General features: G+C 59.4%; 15 protein-coding genes and 5 tRNA genes. 16 read left to right on the top strand and 4 right to left on the bottom strand.

Annotated elements, in window-relative coordinates; genetic code table 11:
* The 10 genes from astB to mgtE all read left to right on the top strand — a co-directional run bounded on the left by astB (position 1) and on the right by mgtE (position 9,544).
* On the top strand, positions 1–1,350 hold the full coding sequence (gene astB / locus ACWPW0_RS15690) for an N-succinylarginine dihydrolase (RefSeq protein WP_454256750.1): 1,350 nt from the start codon (positions 1–3) through the stop codon (positions 1,348–1,350).
* Between the two features lie 97 nt (positions 1,351–1,447).
* Complete coding sequence (locus ACWPW0_RS15685; protein WP_447592829.1) at positions 1,448–1,726, top strand: topoisomerase II; 279 nt, start codon at positions 1,448–1,450, stop codon at positions 1,724–1,726.
* Positions 1,727–1,739: 13 nt separating this feature from the next.
* Complete coding sequence (astE, locus tag ACWPW0_RS15680) at positions 1,740–2,732, top strand: succinylglutamate desuccinylase (protein ID WP_454255791.1); 993 nt, start codon at positions 1,740–1,742, stop codon at positions 2,730–2,732.
* Positions 2,733–2,893: 161 nt separating this feature from the next.
* A complete protein-coding gene (gene alaS / locus ACWPW0_RS15675) occupies positions 2,894–5,518 on the top strand; it encodes an alanine--tRNA ligase (RefSeq protein ID WP_454255790.1) in 2,625 nt (874 codons plus the stop codon).
* A 101-nt stretch (positions 5,519–5,619) separates the two neighbouring features.
* Complete coding sequence (locus tag ACWPW0_RS15670; RefSeq protein WP_447592823.1) at positions 5,620–6,858, top strand: aspartate kinase; 1,239 nt, start codon at positions 5,620–5,622, stop codon at positions 6,856–6,858.
* Between the two features lie 184 nt (positions 6,859–7,042).
* Positions 7,043–7,228 carry a carbon storage regulator CsrA gene (csrA, locus tag ACWPW0_RS15665; protein WP_069517029.1) on the top strand — a complete coding sequence of 62 codons (186 nt, stop codon included), beginning with the start codon at positions 7,043–7,045 and terminating at the stop codon, positions 7,226–7,228.
* 62 nt (positions 7,229–7,290) lie between these two features.
* A tRNA-Ser gene (locus ACWPW0_RS15660) sits at positions 7,291–7,381 on the top strand.
* A gap of 103 nt (positions 7,382–7,484) precedes the next feature.
* A tRNA-Arg gene (locus ACWPW0_RS15655) sits at positions 7,485–7,561 on the top strand.
* Between the two features lie 70 nt (positions 7,562–7,631).
* A tRNA-Arg gene (locus ACWPW0_RS15650) sits at positions 7,632–7,708 on the top strand.
* Between the two features lie 393 nt (positions 7,709–8,101).
* Positions 8,102–9,544 carry a magnesium transporter gene (mgtE, locus tag ACWPW0_RS15645; protein WP_447592820.1) on the top strand — a complete coding sequence of 481 codons (1,443 nt, stop codon included), beginning with the start codon at positions 8,102–8,104 and terminating at the stop codon, positions 9,542–9,544.
* A gap of 72 nt (positions 9,545–9,616) precedes the next feature.
* On the opposite strand, the gene ACWPW0_RS15640 is transcribed toward mgtE, so the two are convergent.
* The gene (locus ACWPW0_RS15640) at positions 9,617–9,943 is read right to left on the bottom strand and encodes an Arc family DNA-binding protein (protein WP_447592818.1); all 327 of its coding nucleotides are present in this window, start codon (positions 9,941–9,943) and stop codon (positions 9,617–9,619) included.
* A 410-nt stretch (positions 9,944–10,353) separates the two neighbouring features.
* Between ACWPW0_RS15640 and ACWPW0_RS15635 the strand changes: the two genes are divergently transcribed.
* Positions 10,354–10,430, top strand: a tRNA-Arg gene (locus ACWPW0_RS15635).
* A 123-nt stretch (positions 10,431–10,553) separates the two neighbouring features.
* Here ACWPW0_RS15635 and ACWPW0_RS15630 read toward each other — a convergent pair.
* The 3 genes from ACWPW0_RS15630 to mobA all read right to left on the bottom strand — a co-directional run bounded on the left by ACWPW0_RS15630 (position 10,554) and on the right by mobA (position 11,638).
* Positions 10,554–10,630, bottom strand: a tRNA-Pro gene (locus ACWPW0_RS15630).
* Positions 10,631–10,744: 114 nt separating this feature from the next.
* Positions 10,745–10,966 (bottom strand): YgdI/YgdR family lipoprotein, encoded by a 222-nt coding sequence (locus ACWPW0_RS15625; protein WP_447592816.1) that lies wholly within the window; start codon positions 10,964–10,966, stop codon positions 10,745–10,747.
* A gap of 66 nt (positions 10,967–11,032) precedes the next feature.
* Positions 11,033–11,638 carry a molybdenum cofactor guanylyltransferase MobA gene (mobA, locus tag ACWPW0_RS15620; protein ID WP_454255789.1) on the bottom strand — a complete coding sequence of 202 codons (606 nt, stop codon included), beginning with the start codon at positions 11,636–11,638 and terminating at the stop codon, positions 11,033–11,035.
* Between the two features lie 65 nt (positions 11,639–11,703).
* Here mobA and moaB point away from each other — a divergent pair, with 65 nt between their 5' ends.
* From moaB to ACWPW0_RS15595, 5 genes are all read left to right on the top strand, one after another.
* Positions 11,704–12,243: a molybdenum cofactor biosynthesis protein B gene (gene moaB, locus ACWPW0_RS15615; RefSeq protein ID WP_447592812.1), complete on the top strand. Its 540-nt coding sequence runs from the start codon at positions 11,704–11,706 to the stop codon at positions 12,241–12,243.
* On the top strand, positions 12,240–13,439 hold the full coding sequence (locus ACWPW0_RS15610; protein WP_454255788.1) for a molybdopterin molybdotransferase MoeA: 1,200 nt from the start codon (positions 12,240–12,242) through the stop codon (positions 13,437–13,439). Before moaB ends, ACWPW0_RS15610 begins: the two co-directional genes overlap by 4 nt.
* Positions 13,440–13,458: 19 nt before the next feature.
* Positions 13,459–14,352 carry a lipid kinase YegS gene (yegS, locus tag ACWPW0_RS15605; RefSeq protein ID WP_454255787.1) on the top strand — a complete coding sequence of 298 codons (894 nt, stop codon included), beginning with the start codon at positions 13,459–13,461 and terminating at the stop codon, positions 14,350–14,352.
* A 119-nt stretch (positions 14,353–14,471) separates the two neighbouring features.
* On the top strand, positions 14,472–15,398 hold the full coding sequence (locus ACWPW0_RS15600) for a chemotaxis protein CheV (protein WP_447592806.1): 927 nt from the start codon (positions 14,472–14,474) through the stop codon (positions 15,396–15,398).
* Positions 15,399–15,454: 56 nt separating this feature from the next.
* Entirely contained in the window at positions 15,455–16,255 is an 801-nt protein-coding gene (locus tag ACWPW0_RS15595; protein ID WP_454255786.1) for an MOSC domain-containing protein, read from the top strand.
* The last annotated feature ends 79 nt before the right edge of the window (positions 16,256–16,334 follow it).

Below are 16,334 nucleotides of genomic sequence, written 5' to 3'. Positions count from 1 at the left end.
GTGCCTGCTTTTGAAATGAACCTCGATGGCCTGGTCGGGCCGACCCACAATTACGGTGGCTTGTCCTACGGCAACGTGGCCTCGCAGAGCAACAGTCAGGCAATTTCCAGCCCCCGGGAAGCGGCCCTGCAAGGCCTGGCCAAGATGAAGGCGCTGATGGACATGGGCTTCAAGCAGGGGGTATTGGCCCCGCAGGAACGTCCTGACGTCAATGCCTTGCGTAGCCTGGGTTTTACCGGCAGTGACGCGCAGATCATCGAACGCGCCGCCCGCGAGGCGATGCCGTTGCTGGCAGCCTGCAGTTCCGCGTCCAGCATGTGGGTGGCCAACGCCTGCACGGTCAGCCCCAGTGCCGATACGGCGGATGGGCGCGTGCATTTCACTGCGGCCAATCTCAACTGCAAGTTCCATCGCAGCATCGAACACCCGACCACGACCCGTGTGCTGGGCGCGATGTTCAACGATGACCGGCATTTCGCCCATCACCCGGCATTGCCGGCAGTCGGGCAGTTCGGCGATGAAGGTGCCGCCAACCACACGCGTTTCTGCAAAGGTTATGGCGAGCCGGGTGTGGAGTTCTTCGTCTACGGGCGCAGTGCGTTCGACAGCCGCTACCCGGCGCCGCAACGCTACCCGGCACGCCAGACGCTGGAGGCATCCCAGGCCATCGCTCGCCTGCATGGCCTGAGCGAGGAGGGCGTAGTCTACGCCCAGCAGAATCCGGCGGTCATCGATCAGGGCGTGTTCCACAATGACGTGATCGCGGTCGGTAACGGCGAGGTGCTGTTCTATCACGAGGATGCCTTCCTCGATACGGAGCAGGTATTGGCCGAACTGGCCAGCAAGCTGGCGCGTCGTGGCGGCAATTTTCAGGCAGTGTGCGTGCCTCGCGATGCAGTGGCGGTCGACGATGCGGTGCGTTCGTACCTGTTCAATAGCCAACTGCTGAGCCGCGCCGACGGCGGCATGCTGCTGATCGTGCCGGAGGAGTGCCGCAACAACGCGAGGGTGTGGAACTACTTGCAACAGCTCACCAGCGACACCGGGCCGATTCGCGAGGTCAAGGTCTTTGACCTCAAGCAGAGCATGCAGAACGGCGGTGGTCCGGCCTGCCTGCGCTTGCGTGTGGCGCTCAATGCCGAGGAGCTGGCGGCGGTAAATCCTGGCGTAATACTGACGACGGGCTTGTATGGCACGCTGACCAGTTGGGTAGAAAAGCACTACCGCGATCGCCTCACTGAGGCCGACCTGGCCGACCCGCAGTTGCTGACGGAGTGCCGCAGTGCCTTGGATGAACTGACGCAGATCCTTAAACTGGGCGCGGTTTATCCTTTCCAATTAGCCGGGTAGGGTCGTTTGTGCTTTATCGATTCACCAGGGCGAGGTCGTGGTGGATGCAAAAACGACAGCTACGCGCCCCGCCCCGTCCAGACCTGTGGAGATTTTTATGAGCGACGCCCTGCAACTCATCCTCGAAGACACCGATGGTACCCAGCTGGAAACCTCCTGCACCCGGTTTGCCGTGGTCTGGCAGGGCAAGGAAGTGTGGGTCCAGGCGGTAGGTGACCAGTTGCTGATCGGCGTCGACGTGGAGGAGGGCGATACCGAGTACGCCAACCTGCTGGTTCGCCCGCAGGCGACCAACCTGATCAGCCTGCAGCTGGAAATGGAAACGGTCGACGACAGCGACGACGACCATGTTCATGGTCCGGACTGCAATCACTGAGGATCTGCCGCGCATGCTTGCCCTTGGCAAATTGCTCGAACTGACCCTGGCCGGCCGTGAGCCGACCGAGAAGATTCAGCTGACGCGCGAAGGCGTGCGCCTGCACTGGCTGGCCGAAGGCGCGCTGGAAATTACCCCCGTCGCTGCAGAGGACAGCGGGCTCGACCTGCTGTTGTCCGCCGGCATCCATGGTAATGAAACCGCCCCGATCGAACTGCTCGACCGCCTGTTGCACGCAATCGCTGGTGGGCGGTTATTGCCGCGGGCGCGGGTGTTGTTCCTGTTTGGTAATCCCGAAGCCATGCGCCGGGGCGAACGCTACATCGAGCAGGACATCAATCGCCTGTTCAGCGGCCGTCATGAGCAAAGCAGTGGCAACGAGGCATTGCGTGCCAACGAGCTGGAGCGCCTGGCCGCCTCGTTTTTCAGCAAGGAAGGGCGCACACGCCTGCACTACGATCTGCATACCGCTATTCGTGGCTCGAAGATCGAGCAGTTCGCCCTCTATCCCTATGCCCCCGGACGTGAACATTCACGTGCCGAACTGGCGCGCCTGCGCGCGGCGGGCATTGACGCGGTGTTGCTGCAGCAGAAGGCAGGCATCACCTTCAGTTCCTACACCTATGCCCATCTGGGCGCCGAGGCGTTCACCCTGGAGCTGGGCAAGGCGCGCCCCTTCGGCCAGAACGAAGGGGTTAACCTGGACCTGCTGGAGCATCGGCTGCAACAGCTGATCGAGAACCGCGAGCCTGAAGCGTCCGGGCTGGATGGTCTGCAACTGTTCAGTGTGGCGCGAGAAGTAATCAAGCACAGCGATGCCTTCCGCCTGCATCTGCCGGATGACATCGAGAATTTCAGCGAACTCCCGGTCGGTTATCTGCTGGCTGAGGACATTGCCGGTACCCGCTGGCTGGTGGAAGAGGCGGATGCGCGCATCATTTTCCCCAATCCCAAGGTCAAGAACGGCCTGCGGGCCGGCATCCTGATTGTTCCTGCGCGTCTATAGGGGCTTTGGCCTGACTTTCGAGCATTTTTTCGCGTCTGCTCGCTGGTAACAGGCGCTTTCTGTCTTTTTCCCCTGTAAACAGGCTGTGCCCGCTGCGCGAGGCCGATATAATGCGGCCCTTTGCCGGCTTGCCGTGGCCGCCGTTTGCCTGGAAGAACTAGATGAAAAGCGCAGAAATCCGTGAAGCCTTCCTCCGCTTCTTCGAAGAGAAGGGGCACACCCGTGTCGCATCCAGCTCGCTGATCCCGGCGAACGACCCGACCCTGCTGTTCACCAACGCGGGGATGAACCAGTTCAAGGACTGCTTCCTGGGCCTGGAAAAGCGCGCCTACACCCGCGCCACCACCAGCCAGAAGTGCGTGCGTGCCGGCGGAAAGCACAACGATCTGGAAAACGTCGGCTATACCGCGCGTCACCACACCTTCTTCGAAATGCTGGGCAACTTCAGCTTCGGCGATTATTTCAAGCGCGATGCGATCACGTTCGCCTGGGAATTCCTGACCAGCGACAAGTGGCTGAACCTGCCCAAGGACAAACTCTGGGTTACTGTCTACGCCACCGACGACGAGGCCTACGACATCTGGCACAAAGAGGTCGGTATTCCGGCCGAACGGATGATTCGTATCGGCGACAACAAGGGTGCGCCGTACGCCTCCGACAACTTCTGGGCGATGGGCGATACCGGCCCGTGCGGCCCGTGCACCGAGATCTTCTTCGACCATGGCGAGCACATCTGGGGCGGCCCGCCCGGTTCGCCGGAGGAGGACGGTGACCGTTACATCGAGATCTGGAACAACGTGTTCATGCAGTTCAATCGCACGGCAGACGGCGTATTGCACCCGCTGCCGGCGCCAAGCGTGGACACCGGCATGGGCCTGGAACGCATCAGCGCCGTGCTGCAGCACGTCAACTCGAACTACGAGATCGACCTGTTCCAGAGTTTGTTGGGCGCGGCGGCCAACGCCATCGGCTGCATCAATGAAGGACAGGCGTCGTTGAAAGTGGTCGCCGATCACATCCGTTCCTGCGGTTTCCTTATCGCCGACGGCGTGACCCCGTCCAACGAAGGCCGCGGTTATGTGCTGCGCCGCATCATTCGTCGTGCTTGCCGCCACGGCAACAAGCTGGGCGCCAAGGGCAGCTTCTTCTACCAGATCGTTGCTGCGCTAGTGGCCGAGATGGGCGAGGCCTTCCCCGAGCTGAAGCAACAGCAGGCACACATCGAGCGTGTGTTGAAAGCCGAAGAAGAGCAGTTTGCCAAGACCCTGGAGCAGGGCCTGAAGATCCTCGAGCAGGATCTGGCAGGGCTGCAAGGCAGCGTCATTCCTGGCGATGTGATCTTCAAACTCTACGATACCTACGGTTTCCCGGTGGACCTTACCGGCGATATCGCCCGTGAGCGCGAGCTGACCCTGGATGAGGAGGGCTTCGAGCGCGAAATGGAAGCCCAGCGCGTTCGTGCCCGTTCCGCCAGTTCGTTCGGCATGGACTACAACAGCCTGGTCAAGGTCGATGTGGACACCGTGTTTACTGGTTACGCCGCAACGTCCGGCGCTGCCAAGGTCATTGCGCTGTTCAAGTCGGGCGCGACCGTTGACCGCCTGAGTGAAGGCGAGGAGGGCGTAGTCGTTCTCGACCAGACGCCGTTCTATGCCGAGTCTGGTGGCCAGATTGGCGACACCGGCTACCTCGGTGCTGCCGGGCAGCGTTTCGATGTTCGCGATACCACCAAGGCAGGTGGCGCCTTCCTGCACCATGGCATTGTTGCCCAGGGCAGCATCGACGTAGGCTCGACCGTCGATACTCAGGTCGATGCCAGCGTACGCCAGGCTACTGCGCTCAATCACTCTGCAACTCACCTGCTGCATGCTGCGTTGCGCCAGGTGCTGGGCGAGCATGTGCAGCAGAAAGGTTCGCTGGTCGACAGCCAGCGCCTGCGCTTCGACTTCAGCCATTTCGAGGCGATCAAGCCCGAGCAACTGAAAGCACTGGAAGAGCTGGTCAACGCCGAGATTCGCAAGAACTCGGTGGTCGAGACCGAGGAAACCGACATCGAAACGGCCAAGGCCAAGGGCGCCATGGCGCTGTTCGGTGAGAAGTATGGCGACGATGTGCGCGTACTGACCATGGGTGGCGGTTTCTCCGTCGAGCTGTGTGGCGGCATCCATGCCTCCCGTACCGGCGACATTGGCCTGTTCAAGATCACCAGCGAGGGCGGCGTGGCCGCTGGCGTGCGCCGGATTGAGGGGGTCACCGGCGCTGCGGCGCTGGCCTGGCTGAATGCAGCGGAAGATCAGCTGAAAGAGGCGGCAAGCCTGGTCAAGGGCAGTCGCGACAACGTGCTGGACAAGCTGTCCGGCCTGATCGAACGCAATCGTCAGCTCGAGAAAGAGTTGGAGCAGCTCAAGGCCAGGGCTGCCAGTGCGGCGGGTAATGACCTGGCTGGCTCGGCTGTCGAGGTCAAAGGCATCAAGGTTCTGGCTTCGCGTATCGACGGGCTGGATGGTAAAGGCCTGCTGGCGTTGGTCGATCAACTGAAGAACAAGCTGGGCAGTGCGGTGATCCTGCTTGGCGGCGTGCAGGACGACAAGGTTGTGCTGGTCGCAGGCGTTACCCAGGATCTGACCGGTAAGCTCAAGGCGGGTGACCTGATGCGTCAGGCCGCGACTCTTGTCGGTGGCAAGGGCGGTGGTCGCCCGGATATGGCGCAAGGTGGTGGTGTGGAGGTCGGCAAGCTGGATGAAGCGCTGGCTCTCGCCGCAACTTTTGCCGAGCAAGGTCTCTAGAACAGCGAAAACCAGGGTCGGCAGCGCGTCCGGCTGGCCTTGGCAGTATGACCCGTTGCGGGTTTAATGGGCGCCCTTGAGGAATCAGGTGGCTTTTTGATATGGCTTTGATCGTACAAAAGTTCGGGGGCACTTCCGTCGGCACCGTTGAGCGTATTCAACAGGTGGCTGAAAAGGTGAAGAAGTTCCGCCAGGGTGGCGACGATATCGTCGTCGTGGTTTCCGCCATGAGCGGTGAAACCAATCGCCTGATCGATCTGGCCAAACAGATTAGTGATGGTCATCCGGTACCGCGTGAGCTTGATGTCATGGTTTCCACGGGGGAGCAGGTCACCATTGCCCTGTTGTCCATGGCGCTGATCAAACTGGGTGTGCCGGCGGTCTCCTATACCGGTAGCCAGGTGCGCATCCTGACAGACAGCTCGCACAATAAAGCTCGCATTCTGCAGATCGATGATCAGCGTATCCGCACTGATCTGAAAGCAGGTCGTGTGGTGGTGGTGGCGGGTTTCCAGGGGGTGGACGAGCACGGCAATATCACAACCCTCGGCCGTGGTGGTTCCGATACCACGGGCGTGGCGCTGGCTGCTGCACTGAAAGCCGACGAATGCCAGATCTATACCGATGTGGATGGTGTCTACACCACAGACCCGCGCGTAGTGCCCAAGGCCCAGCGCCTGGACAAGATCACCTTCGAAGAGATGCTGGAAATGGCCAGCCTCGGTTCCAAGGTGCTGCAGATTCGCTCGGTGGAGTTCGCCGGCAAGTACAACGTCCCGCTGCGCGTACTGCACAGCTTCCAGGAGGGGCCGGGCACCCTCATTACCCTTGATGAAGAGGAATCCATGGAACAGCCGATCATTTCCGGCATCGCCTTCAATCGCGACGAAGCCAAGCTGACTATCCGTGGTGTGCCGGATACTCCGGGCGTGGCGTTCAAGATTCTTGGTCCGATCAGTGCTGCCAATATTGAAGTCGACATGATCGTGCAGAACGTAGCGCACGATAACACCACCGACTTCACCTTCACCGTGCACCGCAATGACTACCAGGCAGCCTTCGAGGTGCTGGAGAACACTGCGCGTGAGATCGGTGCTCGCGAAGTCAGTGGCGACACCAACATTGCCAAGGTTTCCATCGTCGGTGTGGGCATGCGTTCGCACGCGGGCGTGGCCAGCCGGATGTTCGAAGCATTGGCCAAGGAAAGCATCAATATCCAGATGATCTCGACGTCGGAAATCAAGGTTTCCGTGGTTATCGAGGAGAAATATCTGGAGCTTGCTGTGCGTGCATTGCACACTGCTTTCGAGCTGGACGCACCGGCCCGTCAGGGCGAGTGACGCACCATCCGAAAGGCGCGCTGTCTCGCGCCTTTCGTCCTTTTTGATCGGCGGAGAAAGGAACTTTCCTTTTGCGTGCGCTGGTCAATACTTGGGTGAGGCTCGCGCTTGAGTTTTTGCGGAGCCGCCACCATTTCATTTTTGCAGACTGTTGTTCTGAACTGTAATCCGTAAGGAGAAAGGAATGCTGATTCTGACTCGCCGGGTCGGAGAGACCCTGATGGTCGGTGATGAGGTAACTGTCACCGTGTTGGGCGTGAAGGGTAATCAGGTGCGCATTGGCGTCAATGCCCCGAAGGAGGTTGCCGTGCACCGTGAAGAGATTTACCAGCGTATCCAGAAAGAGAAAGGCGACGAACCAAGCCACTAATTTTTCTCAAATTTTTGGCTTTTCAAACCGGGAAAACATGGTTATCATGCGCCCCGTGTTGCGGAGAGGTGGCCGAGTGGCCGAAGGCGCTCCCCTGCTAAGGGAGTACACCTCAAAAGGGTGTCGGGGGTTCGAATCCCCCCTTCTCCGCCATTTTCACAACCTTGGTTGTGTTTGCATTGGGCTGGTAAGTCATTGAGCTTACTCAGAAAAGTTCTTGACCCTAAAGTTTTGAACCCTATAATGCGCACCCTGTGGACTCATAGCTCAGCTGGATAGAGTACTCGGCTACGAACCGAGCGGTCGGAGGTTCGAATCCTCCTGAGTCCGCCATATTTGGAAATGGCCTGCGATAGTGGGGTTGTTTCGAAACCAGCGGTGATCTGGTTAAAAAGCACCATTTGCACTCATAGCTCAGCTGGATAGAGTACTCGGCTACGAACCGAGCGGTCGGAGGTTCGAATCCTCCTGAGTGCACCATATAAACAAAAGGCCCGCATTTATGCGGGCCTTTCGTTTTTCTGTTGTTTATAAATCTTCTTGTGCCTGGGTTTTGCGGATTCTCTTCAGGTGATCTGCTTGTTTGCCTGGCTATTATTTTTCTTGCTCTTTCTGCGTGTCTTGCGGTCTTACGCATGCGTCCTAACGTTATTCACAGGATGCTGAAGTGTGTTGCGCAAGCGCTTGTTCTCTCCGTGTTTTTGTCACATGCATGGTGGAATGGAGTGATATCATTTGCGCGTCAGCTCCGCCGGAGCTTGTGGAATCCCACCATGGACTTACCCAGTAGTTACTCAATATCTCGATTCAAGAATCGCGTCTTGACTGATTGACCCCCGTGGCGTGCTCTGCTGCTGGGGTGGAGCGTGCCATATGTCTGAAGTAGAAGCCAAAAAGCCGCAAGAGAGCATGCAGGATCGCCTGGCCCAGGTGGTCGAGCTGCTGCATCGCCACAAGCTGGTAGAGAACCTGACCCATCGACAAGAGGGGCAGCACCAGGAGCTTGTGGAGAATCTGGTTCATCGTCAGAACCTGTCCGAATTACAGCGCAAGCTCGATGAGCTGCACTCCGCTGATATCGCCCATATCCTTGAAGCGTTGCCCCTAGATGACCGTATGACGGTCTGGCAACTGGTCAAGGCTGAGCGTGATGGCGATATTCTCCTTGAGGTATCCGATTCGGTCCGTGAGTCGCTCATCGCGGACATGGATGATCACGAGATCCTGGCTGCGGCCAGGGACATGGATGCGGATGAGCTGGCGGATCTCGCGCCAGAGCTTCCCCGGGATGTCGTGCTCGAGCTCATGGAGTCGCTCGATGCGCAGCAGCGTGAGCGTGTCCGTTCAGCGCTTTCCTACGAGGAGGATCAGGTTGGTGCGTTGATGGACTTCGAAATGGTCACTATCCGTGAGGATGTGAGTCTCGAAGTGGTGTTGCGCTACCTGCGTCGACTCAAGGAGCTGCCGGGGCATACCGACAAGCTCTTCGTGGTTGACTACGACGGAGTGTTGAAGGGTGTTCTGCCGATCAAGCGTCTGCTGGTCAATGATCCCGACAAGCAGGTTGGTGAAGTCATGGCGAGTGATCCGGTGAGCTTCGGCCCCGATGAGGATGCCTACGATGCGGCTCAAGCGTTCGAGCGTTATGACCTTATTTCTGCGCCCGTTATCGATGGGACGGGGCGGCTTATTGGTCGTCTGACCATCGATGAAATGGTCGACCTCATCCGTGAGGAAAGTGAGGCTGAAGTGCTCAATATGGCGGGTCTGCGTGAGGAGGAAGATATCTTCGCCTCGGTGTGGAAGTCATTGGGTAACCGTTGGGCGTGGCTGGCCGTGAACCTGGTGACGGCTTTTGTGGCTTCCCGGGTGATCGGCCTCTTCGAAGGATCCATTGAGAAGCTGGTGGCGTTGGCTGCCTTGATGCCAATCGTTGCCGGTATTGGTGGCAACTCCGGCAACCAGACAATCACCATGATTGTGCGTGCCATGGCGCTGGATCAGGTGGGAACTGGCAATACGTCGCGGTTGATGCGCAAGGAGTTGAGTGTTGCGCTGATCAATGGTGTGGTCTGGGGTGGCGTGATAGGTGTGGTGGCCTTCCTGCTTTATGGCAGTTGGTCGCTCGGAGTGGTGATGACCGCTGCTATGACCCTCAACCTGTTACTGGCTGCACTGATGGGGGTGCTGATCCCTATGACGCTGATGCGCATGGGGCGCGATCCTGCCATGGGGGCAAGTGTCATGATTACTGCCATGACGGACAGCGGTGGGTTCTTTATCTTTCTGGGGCTGGCTACCATCTTCCTGTTGTAGCTGGAGCCAAATAAAAAAGCCGCCCACTGGGCGGCTTTTTATTTGCTTGGTCAGCTCAGGCCGAAAACGCGGTCAGGCCTGTTCAGCAGCGAGCTCGGCGTCATGGGCAATCAGAGCGACCAGGGCGTTCTGCTGTCGATGGGAGAGTTGTCTGAAGCGTTGCAGCAGTTCGCGCTCATGCAAGGAGAGTTCTGGGCTGTCGAGGCGCAAGCCTTCATCGTCTCCCAGTACTCCTTCCTGAAGCATGCTTTGCTCCAGGCGGGCGATGATTTCCGAATTCATGCTGCGATGATGGTTGCGTGCAACATCGGCAATGCGTTCACGCATGCCATCGGGCAGACGAACCACAAACTTGTCAGCCGTGCGGCTGGAGTAGATAGCTTGTTTCATAGGGCGCATACATTAAACCGGTTAGTCAGGAAGGTGACGCGGGCATTCAGTTGAATGGTCATCGCAGTTTTGACCGTCAGGTCTTGTTGCGGTTCAGCTGATTTTTGCATCGATTCTTCAGTTTGATAGTCTATTATTTGACGCCAATTACACGTCGTATTTTGGGTCAGATACCGGCTTATTGCCAGCACCAATTATCCGAAATGCGCGTCACTCAACAAAACGTCCGTACCAGTTTGCCACGAAAGCCGCTTGTTAGAGGGATTAGTAGCTTAGGATGTTTTTTCGAGAGGCGCCTGAAGTGTTCGTTGTGCCACCAACAGTAGGAACATATGTCATATCGCTGGCATGACAAACCGCGATCAGACCGTTAACATGCCGCCGCCACGCAAGGCCCATGTTGGCTGCGTGTTGTGCAGGTCCCAGTAGCTCAATTGGATAGAGCATCCCCCTCCTAAGGGGAAGGTTGGTGGTTCGAACCCACTCTGGGACGCCATGATTATTTGCCATAAGGCCCGCATTGATGCGGGCTTTTTGCGTTTTGGCAGTGCTGGAACGAAAAAACCGGCGCTAGGCCGGTTTTTAGGGAAGTATCGGATGGGCTCCGATCTTCGGGATATGGTCGGAGCGACTGGATTCGAACCAGCGACCTTCTCGTCCCGAACGAGACGCGCTACCAAGCTGCGCTACGCTCCGATGAATGGCGCGCATTGTACCGAAAAGGTTTGGCCGCACAAGGGGTTAGCTGGAGAATTTTGGGCGCTGAGCCGGCTGAATTAGGCCGCCGCATGTGTAGCAGCGGCCCGCATCTCAGAGCTCTTTGACGGTGCGAACTTGATCCTTGTTGACCTTGGCTGGCTTGCCGTCGAGTTGTTCGAATTCGTAGAAGCCTGAGTCCTCGTCGTACTTAGGAGTGTCGACGGTTTGAATCTCGCGGCCGTCATTGAGGGTGATCACGCTGGGGGTGGAGCATCCCGCCAGTGCGGTCAGGCCGAGGGTCAGCATCAGAATGGAGAGAGTCCGCTGTTTCATGGGGGTGATTCCTTGTAGGTCAGAAGCTGTACCCGGTTTCTGACGTGAGGCAGCGGCGCAAGTTCCTTATGGTTTCCGGGTGTTATCGGCGGCATTCAGCAGTTGGGGTGTATTGAGGTTGGCCAGTCGAGGGTCATCCGCTTGGCAGGATAGGGCTTGGGCGCCCAGCTGGAGCAATGCTCGGCGCGTACTGCGCTCTCCCGCCTGCCAGGCATCTTGCAGAAGTTCCAGCATCGCGGTGGGGATAACGCTGAACAGTGGCTCCCATTGTGTTTCGCGGCGCAGCATCAAGGGAATTTCAGGCTGTTCCTCTGCGTGCTGGAGCATGGCGTGCAGAAGGGGGCGATCCATCAGGGGGGAGTCGCAGGGGAGAACCAGCAAATGTGCATGCCGAGCGGCCTTTAGCCCGGCAAGAATACCGGCCAGTGGGCCTGGGAAGTCTCCACTCGGATCTGCCACAAGTTGATCAGCGTACCCAGAATAACGCTCATGGTTGCGATTGCAGGAGATGATCAGGTCATCGGTCAATGGGCGGGTCAGTGCATGGAGGTGAGCGATTAGCGGCAGGCCGTGCCATTCCAGCAGGCCCTTGTCGGCACCGCCCATTCGATGTCCCCGGCCACCGGCGAGCAGGAGCATCGAGCAGGGAAAGGAGCGTGTGGATGGGGTCATGACAGTGCTCGGGCTGGGGCCTGTGATATAACACTGGGCCGTTTTCGCCACAATCGGATAGCACCATGAGCCTCAAGGCCGAGGCGGCATTTGTGCCGCTGAATATTGCCGTTTTGACTGTCAGTGACACGCGCAGTCTGGACACTGATACCTCGGGCCAGCTGCTGGTTGATCGGCTGCTCGACGCAGGGCATCAACTGGCGGCGCGAGTGCTGCTCAAGGATGATCTCTATCGGATTCGTGCTCAGGTGGCGACCTGGATCGCCGAGGATGAGGTCCAGGTGGTGCTGATAACCGGTGGCACTGGGTTCACTGCACGGGATAGTACGCCCGAGGCCGTGCAGTGCTTGCTGGACAAACAGGTCGATGGCTTTGGTGAGTTGTTCCGCCAGGTGTCCGTTGCCGATATTGGCACCTCCACCATCCAGTCTCGCGCGTTGGCTGGCCTGGCAAATGGCACGCTCGTGTGTTGCGTGCCGGGTTCCACCAATGCGTGCCGCACAGCCTGGGATCGCCTGTTGGTGGAGCAGTTGGACAATCGCCATCGTCCCTGCAACTTCGTGCCCCATCTCAAGGCAGGGACTCATTGCGAGAGCCGTGGATGAGTGCCTTGCTATCGGTCGAAGAGGCCTTGAAACGATTGCTCGCGCTGGCAGATGCCGATCGCATCGTCGGCAGCGAAGTACTGCCACTGTCGGATGCTGATGGCCGCGTGCTGGTGGCTCCGTTGGTTGCGGGGCTGGATTTGCCGCCATGGCCCAATAGCGCCATGGATGGTTACGCCTTGCGCTATCGGGATGCCCAAGGTGAGCCGTTGTTGGTCAGCCAATACATCCTGGCGGGGCAGTTTCCCGAGCCTTTGCAGGCAGGCAGTTGTGCGCGCATTTTCACCGGTGCGCCGCTTCCCGCTGGCGCCGACAGCGTCGAGATGCAGGAGAATGTCGAGGTTCAGCCGGATGGTCGCGTTCGTTTTCTCGAGCCAATCAGGCTGGGCCAGAATGTGCGCCCTCAAGGTCAGGAGGTGCGCAGCGGGGAACTCCTGTTGGCTGCTGGCGCTCGCCTGGGCCCTATTGAGTTGGGTGTTGCCGCGTCGATTGGCAAGGCCGAGCTCGACGTGCGGCGCAAGCTCCGTGTGGCCGTCGTGTCTACCGGCGACGAACTGGTAGAGCCGGGAGCGCCCCTGGCGTTGGGGCAGATCTATAACAGTAACCGTAGCGTGCTGTGCACCTGGTTGCGCCGTCTGGGTTGTGGGGTGGTCGACGGTGGCATTCTTGCCGATGACGTGCAGAAAACCCGCGAGGCTCTGGCGGGCTTGCACGATGTCGACCTGATTCTGTCCACGGGCGGCGTCTCGGTTGGCGAGGCGGACTTCCTCGGCCAGGTATTGCGCCAGGAGGGAGAGCTGGACATGTGGAAGTTGGCGATCAAACCCGGGAAGCCACTGACGTGTGGTCGCTATCAGGGCGTTCCTGTCATCGGGTTGCCAGGTAATCCAGCTTCTACGCTTGTCACCTTTGGTCTGCTGGTACGGCCCTACCTGTTGAGGCGGATGGGTGTTGAGGCCGTCGCCCCCTTGAGCATCAGTGTGCCTGCTGGATTCGCCTGGACCAAGGCGGGCAGTCGTCGTGAGTATCTGCGGGCGCGGCTCGAGCAAGGACGGGCCGTGCTGTATCCGAACCAGAGCTCCGGCGTGCTGCGCAGTGCCGCCTGGGCTGATGGCCTGGCCGTCATTCCGGAAAATGGCACCTTGGCCGAAGGCGATAGTCTGACTTTCATCCCCCTGAGCGAGGTGCTGGGGTAACGACTGTCTGGAGATGGCTATGGCGCGTAAGGCTTGGTTGATTCTGCACGGCAAGCAGGCTCTCAACGACGAGGTGCGCGAGGCAGTGAAGGCCCGCCGTGATGAGGGGTGGGAGCTGGCGGTGCGGTTGACCTGGGAGGGCGGCGATGCCGCTCGCCTGGTGAGCGAAGCACTGGCGGCCAACGTCCCCATCATCATCGCTGGTGGTGGCGATGGCACCTTGCGTGAAGTGGCCGAGGCCCTGGCTCAGGCGGGAGGTGATGCGAGCCTGGTGCTACTGCCACTGGGAACTGCCAACGATTTCGCCAGCGCTGCAGCTGTGCCGTTGATCCCCGCGCAGGCTCTGGCCCTGCTCGATCAGGAGCCGACGACCATTGACCTGGGCGAGGTCGCCGGGCAACTGTTCCTCAACATGGCGACTGGTGGCTTTGGCTCGAAGATCACCGCCAATACGTCGGAAGACTTGAAGAAGATGCTCGGCGGCGCCGCTTACTTGCTGACTGGCCTGACCCGGTTCTCCGAGGTGCACGCAGCGTTCGGTCGGTTTAACGGGCCGGACTTCTCCTGGGAAGGCGAGTTCCTGGCGCTGGGCATTGGCAATGGAAGGCAGGCCGGTGGTGGGCATGTTCTGTGTCCGGATGCGCGGGTCAACGATGGTCTTCTGGATATCTGCATCGTGCCTGCTCCCCAGGATGCCGTAGGTACCCTCGGAACGCTGCTGTCAGGAGGCATTCTGGGGCTTGAGTCGGTGTCGGTCAGTGCGCGCCTGCCCTGGGTCGAGGTGGATGCAGCCGAAGGCTTGGACCTCAATCTCGATGGCGAGCCACTGGAGGGGAAGCAACTGCGCTTTGCCGTTCGGCCTGCGGCCTTGCGTGTGCATCTGCCGCCCGACTCACCTCTACTGCAGGCTTGAGCCTGTATGCTGGTCAGGCTGGTACGACCATGAGTGCTGAGGCATGATGGCGTAGTGCTATGTCGCTGCCGTCGGTCGCTACACTGGCTAGACTCGCTACAGAACATCAGGAGGGCGTGATGGCCAGTATTCTCGATTCGGTTGACCAGCGGACGCAATTGGTCGGTGAAAACCGCCTGGAGATCCTGATGTTCCGCCTGGCGGGCAGGCAACTGTTCGCCATCAACGTCTTCAAGGTGCAGGAGGTGCTGCAACTGCCGCGGCTGACCTTGATGCCGCACCGCCATCCGCACGTTTGTGGGGTGGTCAACCTGCGTGGGCAGACGTTGCCGGTGATCGACTTGTCGCAGGCCATCGGCATGCGTCCACTGACGCCGGGCGAGAACAGCACCATCATCGTCACCGAATACAACCGCTCGGTGCAGGCGTTTCTGGTGGGTGGTGTCGACCGCATCATCAACCTCAACTGGGAGTCCATCCTGCCACCGCCCGGTGGGGCGGGGCGCCAGCATTACTTGACGGCAATCACCAAGGTCGATGAGCAGATCGTCGAGATCATCGATGTGGAAAAGGTCCTGGCCGAAATCACACCAATGAGCACCAAGGTCTCGGACGAGAAGCTGGCCGACCCATTGCTGGCCAAGGCCCGGGGCCGTGAGGTTCTTTTGGTGGACGATTCCACCGTCGCCCTGGCGCAGTTGCGCGACACCCTGGTCCAGCTCGGGCTCAAGCTGCATGTCGCCAGTGATGGGCTGAAGGCCTTGAACATGCTGAAGCAGTGGGCAGACAGCGGTGAGGTGATGACCGACAAACTGTTGATGATCTTCACCGATGCGGAAATGCCGGAAATGGATGGCTACCGTCTGACCACGGAGATCCGCAATGACCCGCGCCTGCGCGACCTGTACGTGGTCTTGCATACCTCATTGTCCGGCAGTTTCAACGAGGCCATGGTGAAGAAGGTCGGCTGTGACAATTTCCTTTCTAAATTCCAGCCGGACAAGTTGGTTGAGGTGATCCGCGAGCGCCTGAGCCTCGACGCTTGAGCCTGTCGAGCGGCTGACGTATATATCCGGCTTCCCCGCGTTCATGGAGGCTGGCCATGCGTCTGTCTGCTCTCTACCGTTTTCCGCTCAAGTCCGCCATTGGTGAGAGCCTGCAAAGCCTTGAGCTGGATGCGCTGGGCGTGGTCGGCGACCGCCGCTGGATGCTGGTGGATGCCGAGAATGGCCGTTTCCTGACCCAGCGCGCTTATGCCCATATGAGCCAGCTGGAGGCTCGCTGGAACGCGGCGGGTGGGCTGACGCTTTACGCACCCGGGCGGCCCAGGCTGGATGTGGCGTTGCCCGAAGCTGACGAAAACCTGCGCGGTGCATTCATCTGGGGCGATGCCATGCGTGTGCCGGATGCTGGCGACGAAGCCGCGCAGTGGTTGAGTGACTTCCTTGGCAAATCCTGTCGCCTGGTGCATGTGCCGGCCGAGCGCGCACGCTATATCGAAGGCAATCTGAGCAGTGCGGAGAAGGTCGGCTTTGCCGATGGTTTTCCAATATTGCTCATTGGTCAGGCCTCTCTTGACGACTTATGTGCCAGGGTGGGCCGGCCCCTTGAGATGCTGCGTTTCCGGCCCAATCTGGTAGTGGAAGGTGGTGAACCCTATGCGGAAGATCACTGGAAGCGTATCCGCATTGGGGCGGTCGAGTTCACGGTGGACAAGGGCTGTTCCCGCTGCATTCTCACGACTATCGATCCGCGTACCGGGGAGCGGAGTGCCGATCGCGAGCCCCTGGCTACGCTACGGACATATCGCGAGCGAGAGGGCGACGTGTATTTCGGGCAGAACCTGATCAACCGTAGCCATGGCCGAATAGAGGTTGGCATGCCCGTCGACGTGTTGGAGTAGGCTCCGCGTAGGAATAAAAAACGGGCGCTATTGGCGCCCGTTTTTTATGGGATTAAGTCTGCTATGCGCGCGGGTCCGA

The organism is Pseudomonas sp. Marseille-Q8238, assembly GCF_965111915.1.
This window is presented reverse-complemented; position numbering and strand designations above follow the sequence as displayed.

What these genes read in the sequence shown, in the direction of transcription:
- ACWPW0_RS15685 (WP_447592829.1), top strand. Translation starts at nt 1,448, where the DNA reads ATGAGCGACGCCCTGCAACTCATCCTCGAAGACACCGATGGTACCCAG.
- astE (WP_454255791.1), top strand. Translation starts at nt 1,740, where the DNA reads ATGCTTGCCCTTGGCAAATTGCTCGAACTGACCCTGGCCGGCCGTGAG.
- alaS (WP_454255790.1), top strand. Translation starts at nt 2,894, where the DNA reads ATGAAAAGCGCAGAAATCCGTGAAGCCTTCCTCCGCTTCTTCGAAGAG.
- ACWPW0_RS15670 (WP_447592823.1), top strand. Translation starts at nt 5,620, where the DNA reads ATGGCTTTGATCGTACAAAAGTTCGGGGGCACTTCCGTCGGCACCGTT.
- csrA (WP_069517029.1), top strand. Translation starts at nt 7,043, where the DNA reads ATGCTGATTCTGACTCGCCGGGTCGGAGAGACCCTGATGGTCGGTGAT.
- mgtE (WP_447592820.1), top strand. Translation starts at nt 8,102, where the DNA reads ATGTCTGAAGTAGAAGCCAAAAAGCCGCAAGAGAGCATGCAGGATCGC.
- ACWPW0_RS15640 (WP_447592818.1), bottom strand. Translation starts at nt 9,943, where the DNA reads ATGCGCCCTATGAAACAAGCTATCTACTCCAGCCGCACGGCTGACAAG.
- ACWPW0_RS15625 (WP_447592816.1), bottom strand. Translation starts at nt 10,966, where the DNA reads ATGAAACAGCGGACTCTCTCCATTCTGATGCTGACCCTCGGCCTGACC.
- mobA (WP_454255789.1), bottom strand. Translation starts at nt 11,638, where the DNA reads ATGACCCCATCCACACGCTCCTTTCCCTGCTCGATGCTCCTGCTCGCC.
- moaB (WP_447592812.1), top strand. Translation starts at nt 11,704, where the DNA reads ATGAGCCTCAAGGCCGAGGCGGCATTTGTGCCGCTGAATATTGCCGTT.
- ACWPW0_RS15610 (WP_454255788.1), top strand. Translation starts at nt 12,240, where the DNA reads ATGAGTGCCTTGCTATCGGTCGAAGAGGCCTTGAAACGATTGCTCGCG.
- yegS (WP_454255787.1), top strand. Translation starts at nt 13,459, where the DNA reads ATGGCGCGTAAGGCTTGGTTGATTCTGCACGGCAAGCAGGCTCTCAAC.
- ACWPW0_RS15600 (WP_447592806.1), top strand. Translation starts at nt 14,472, where the DNA reads ATGGCCAGTATTCTCGATTCGGTTGACCAGCGGACGCAATTGGTCGGT.
- ACWPW0_RS15595 (WP_454255786.1), top strand. Translation starts at nt 15,455, where the DNA reads ATGCGTCTGTCTGCTCTCTACCGTTTTCCGCTCAAGTCCGCCATTGGT.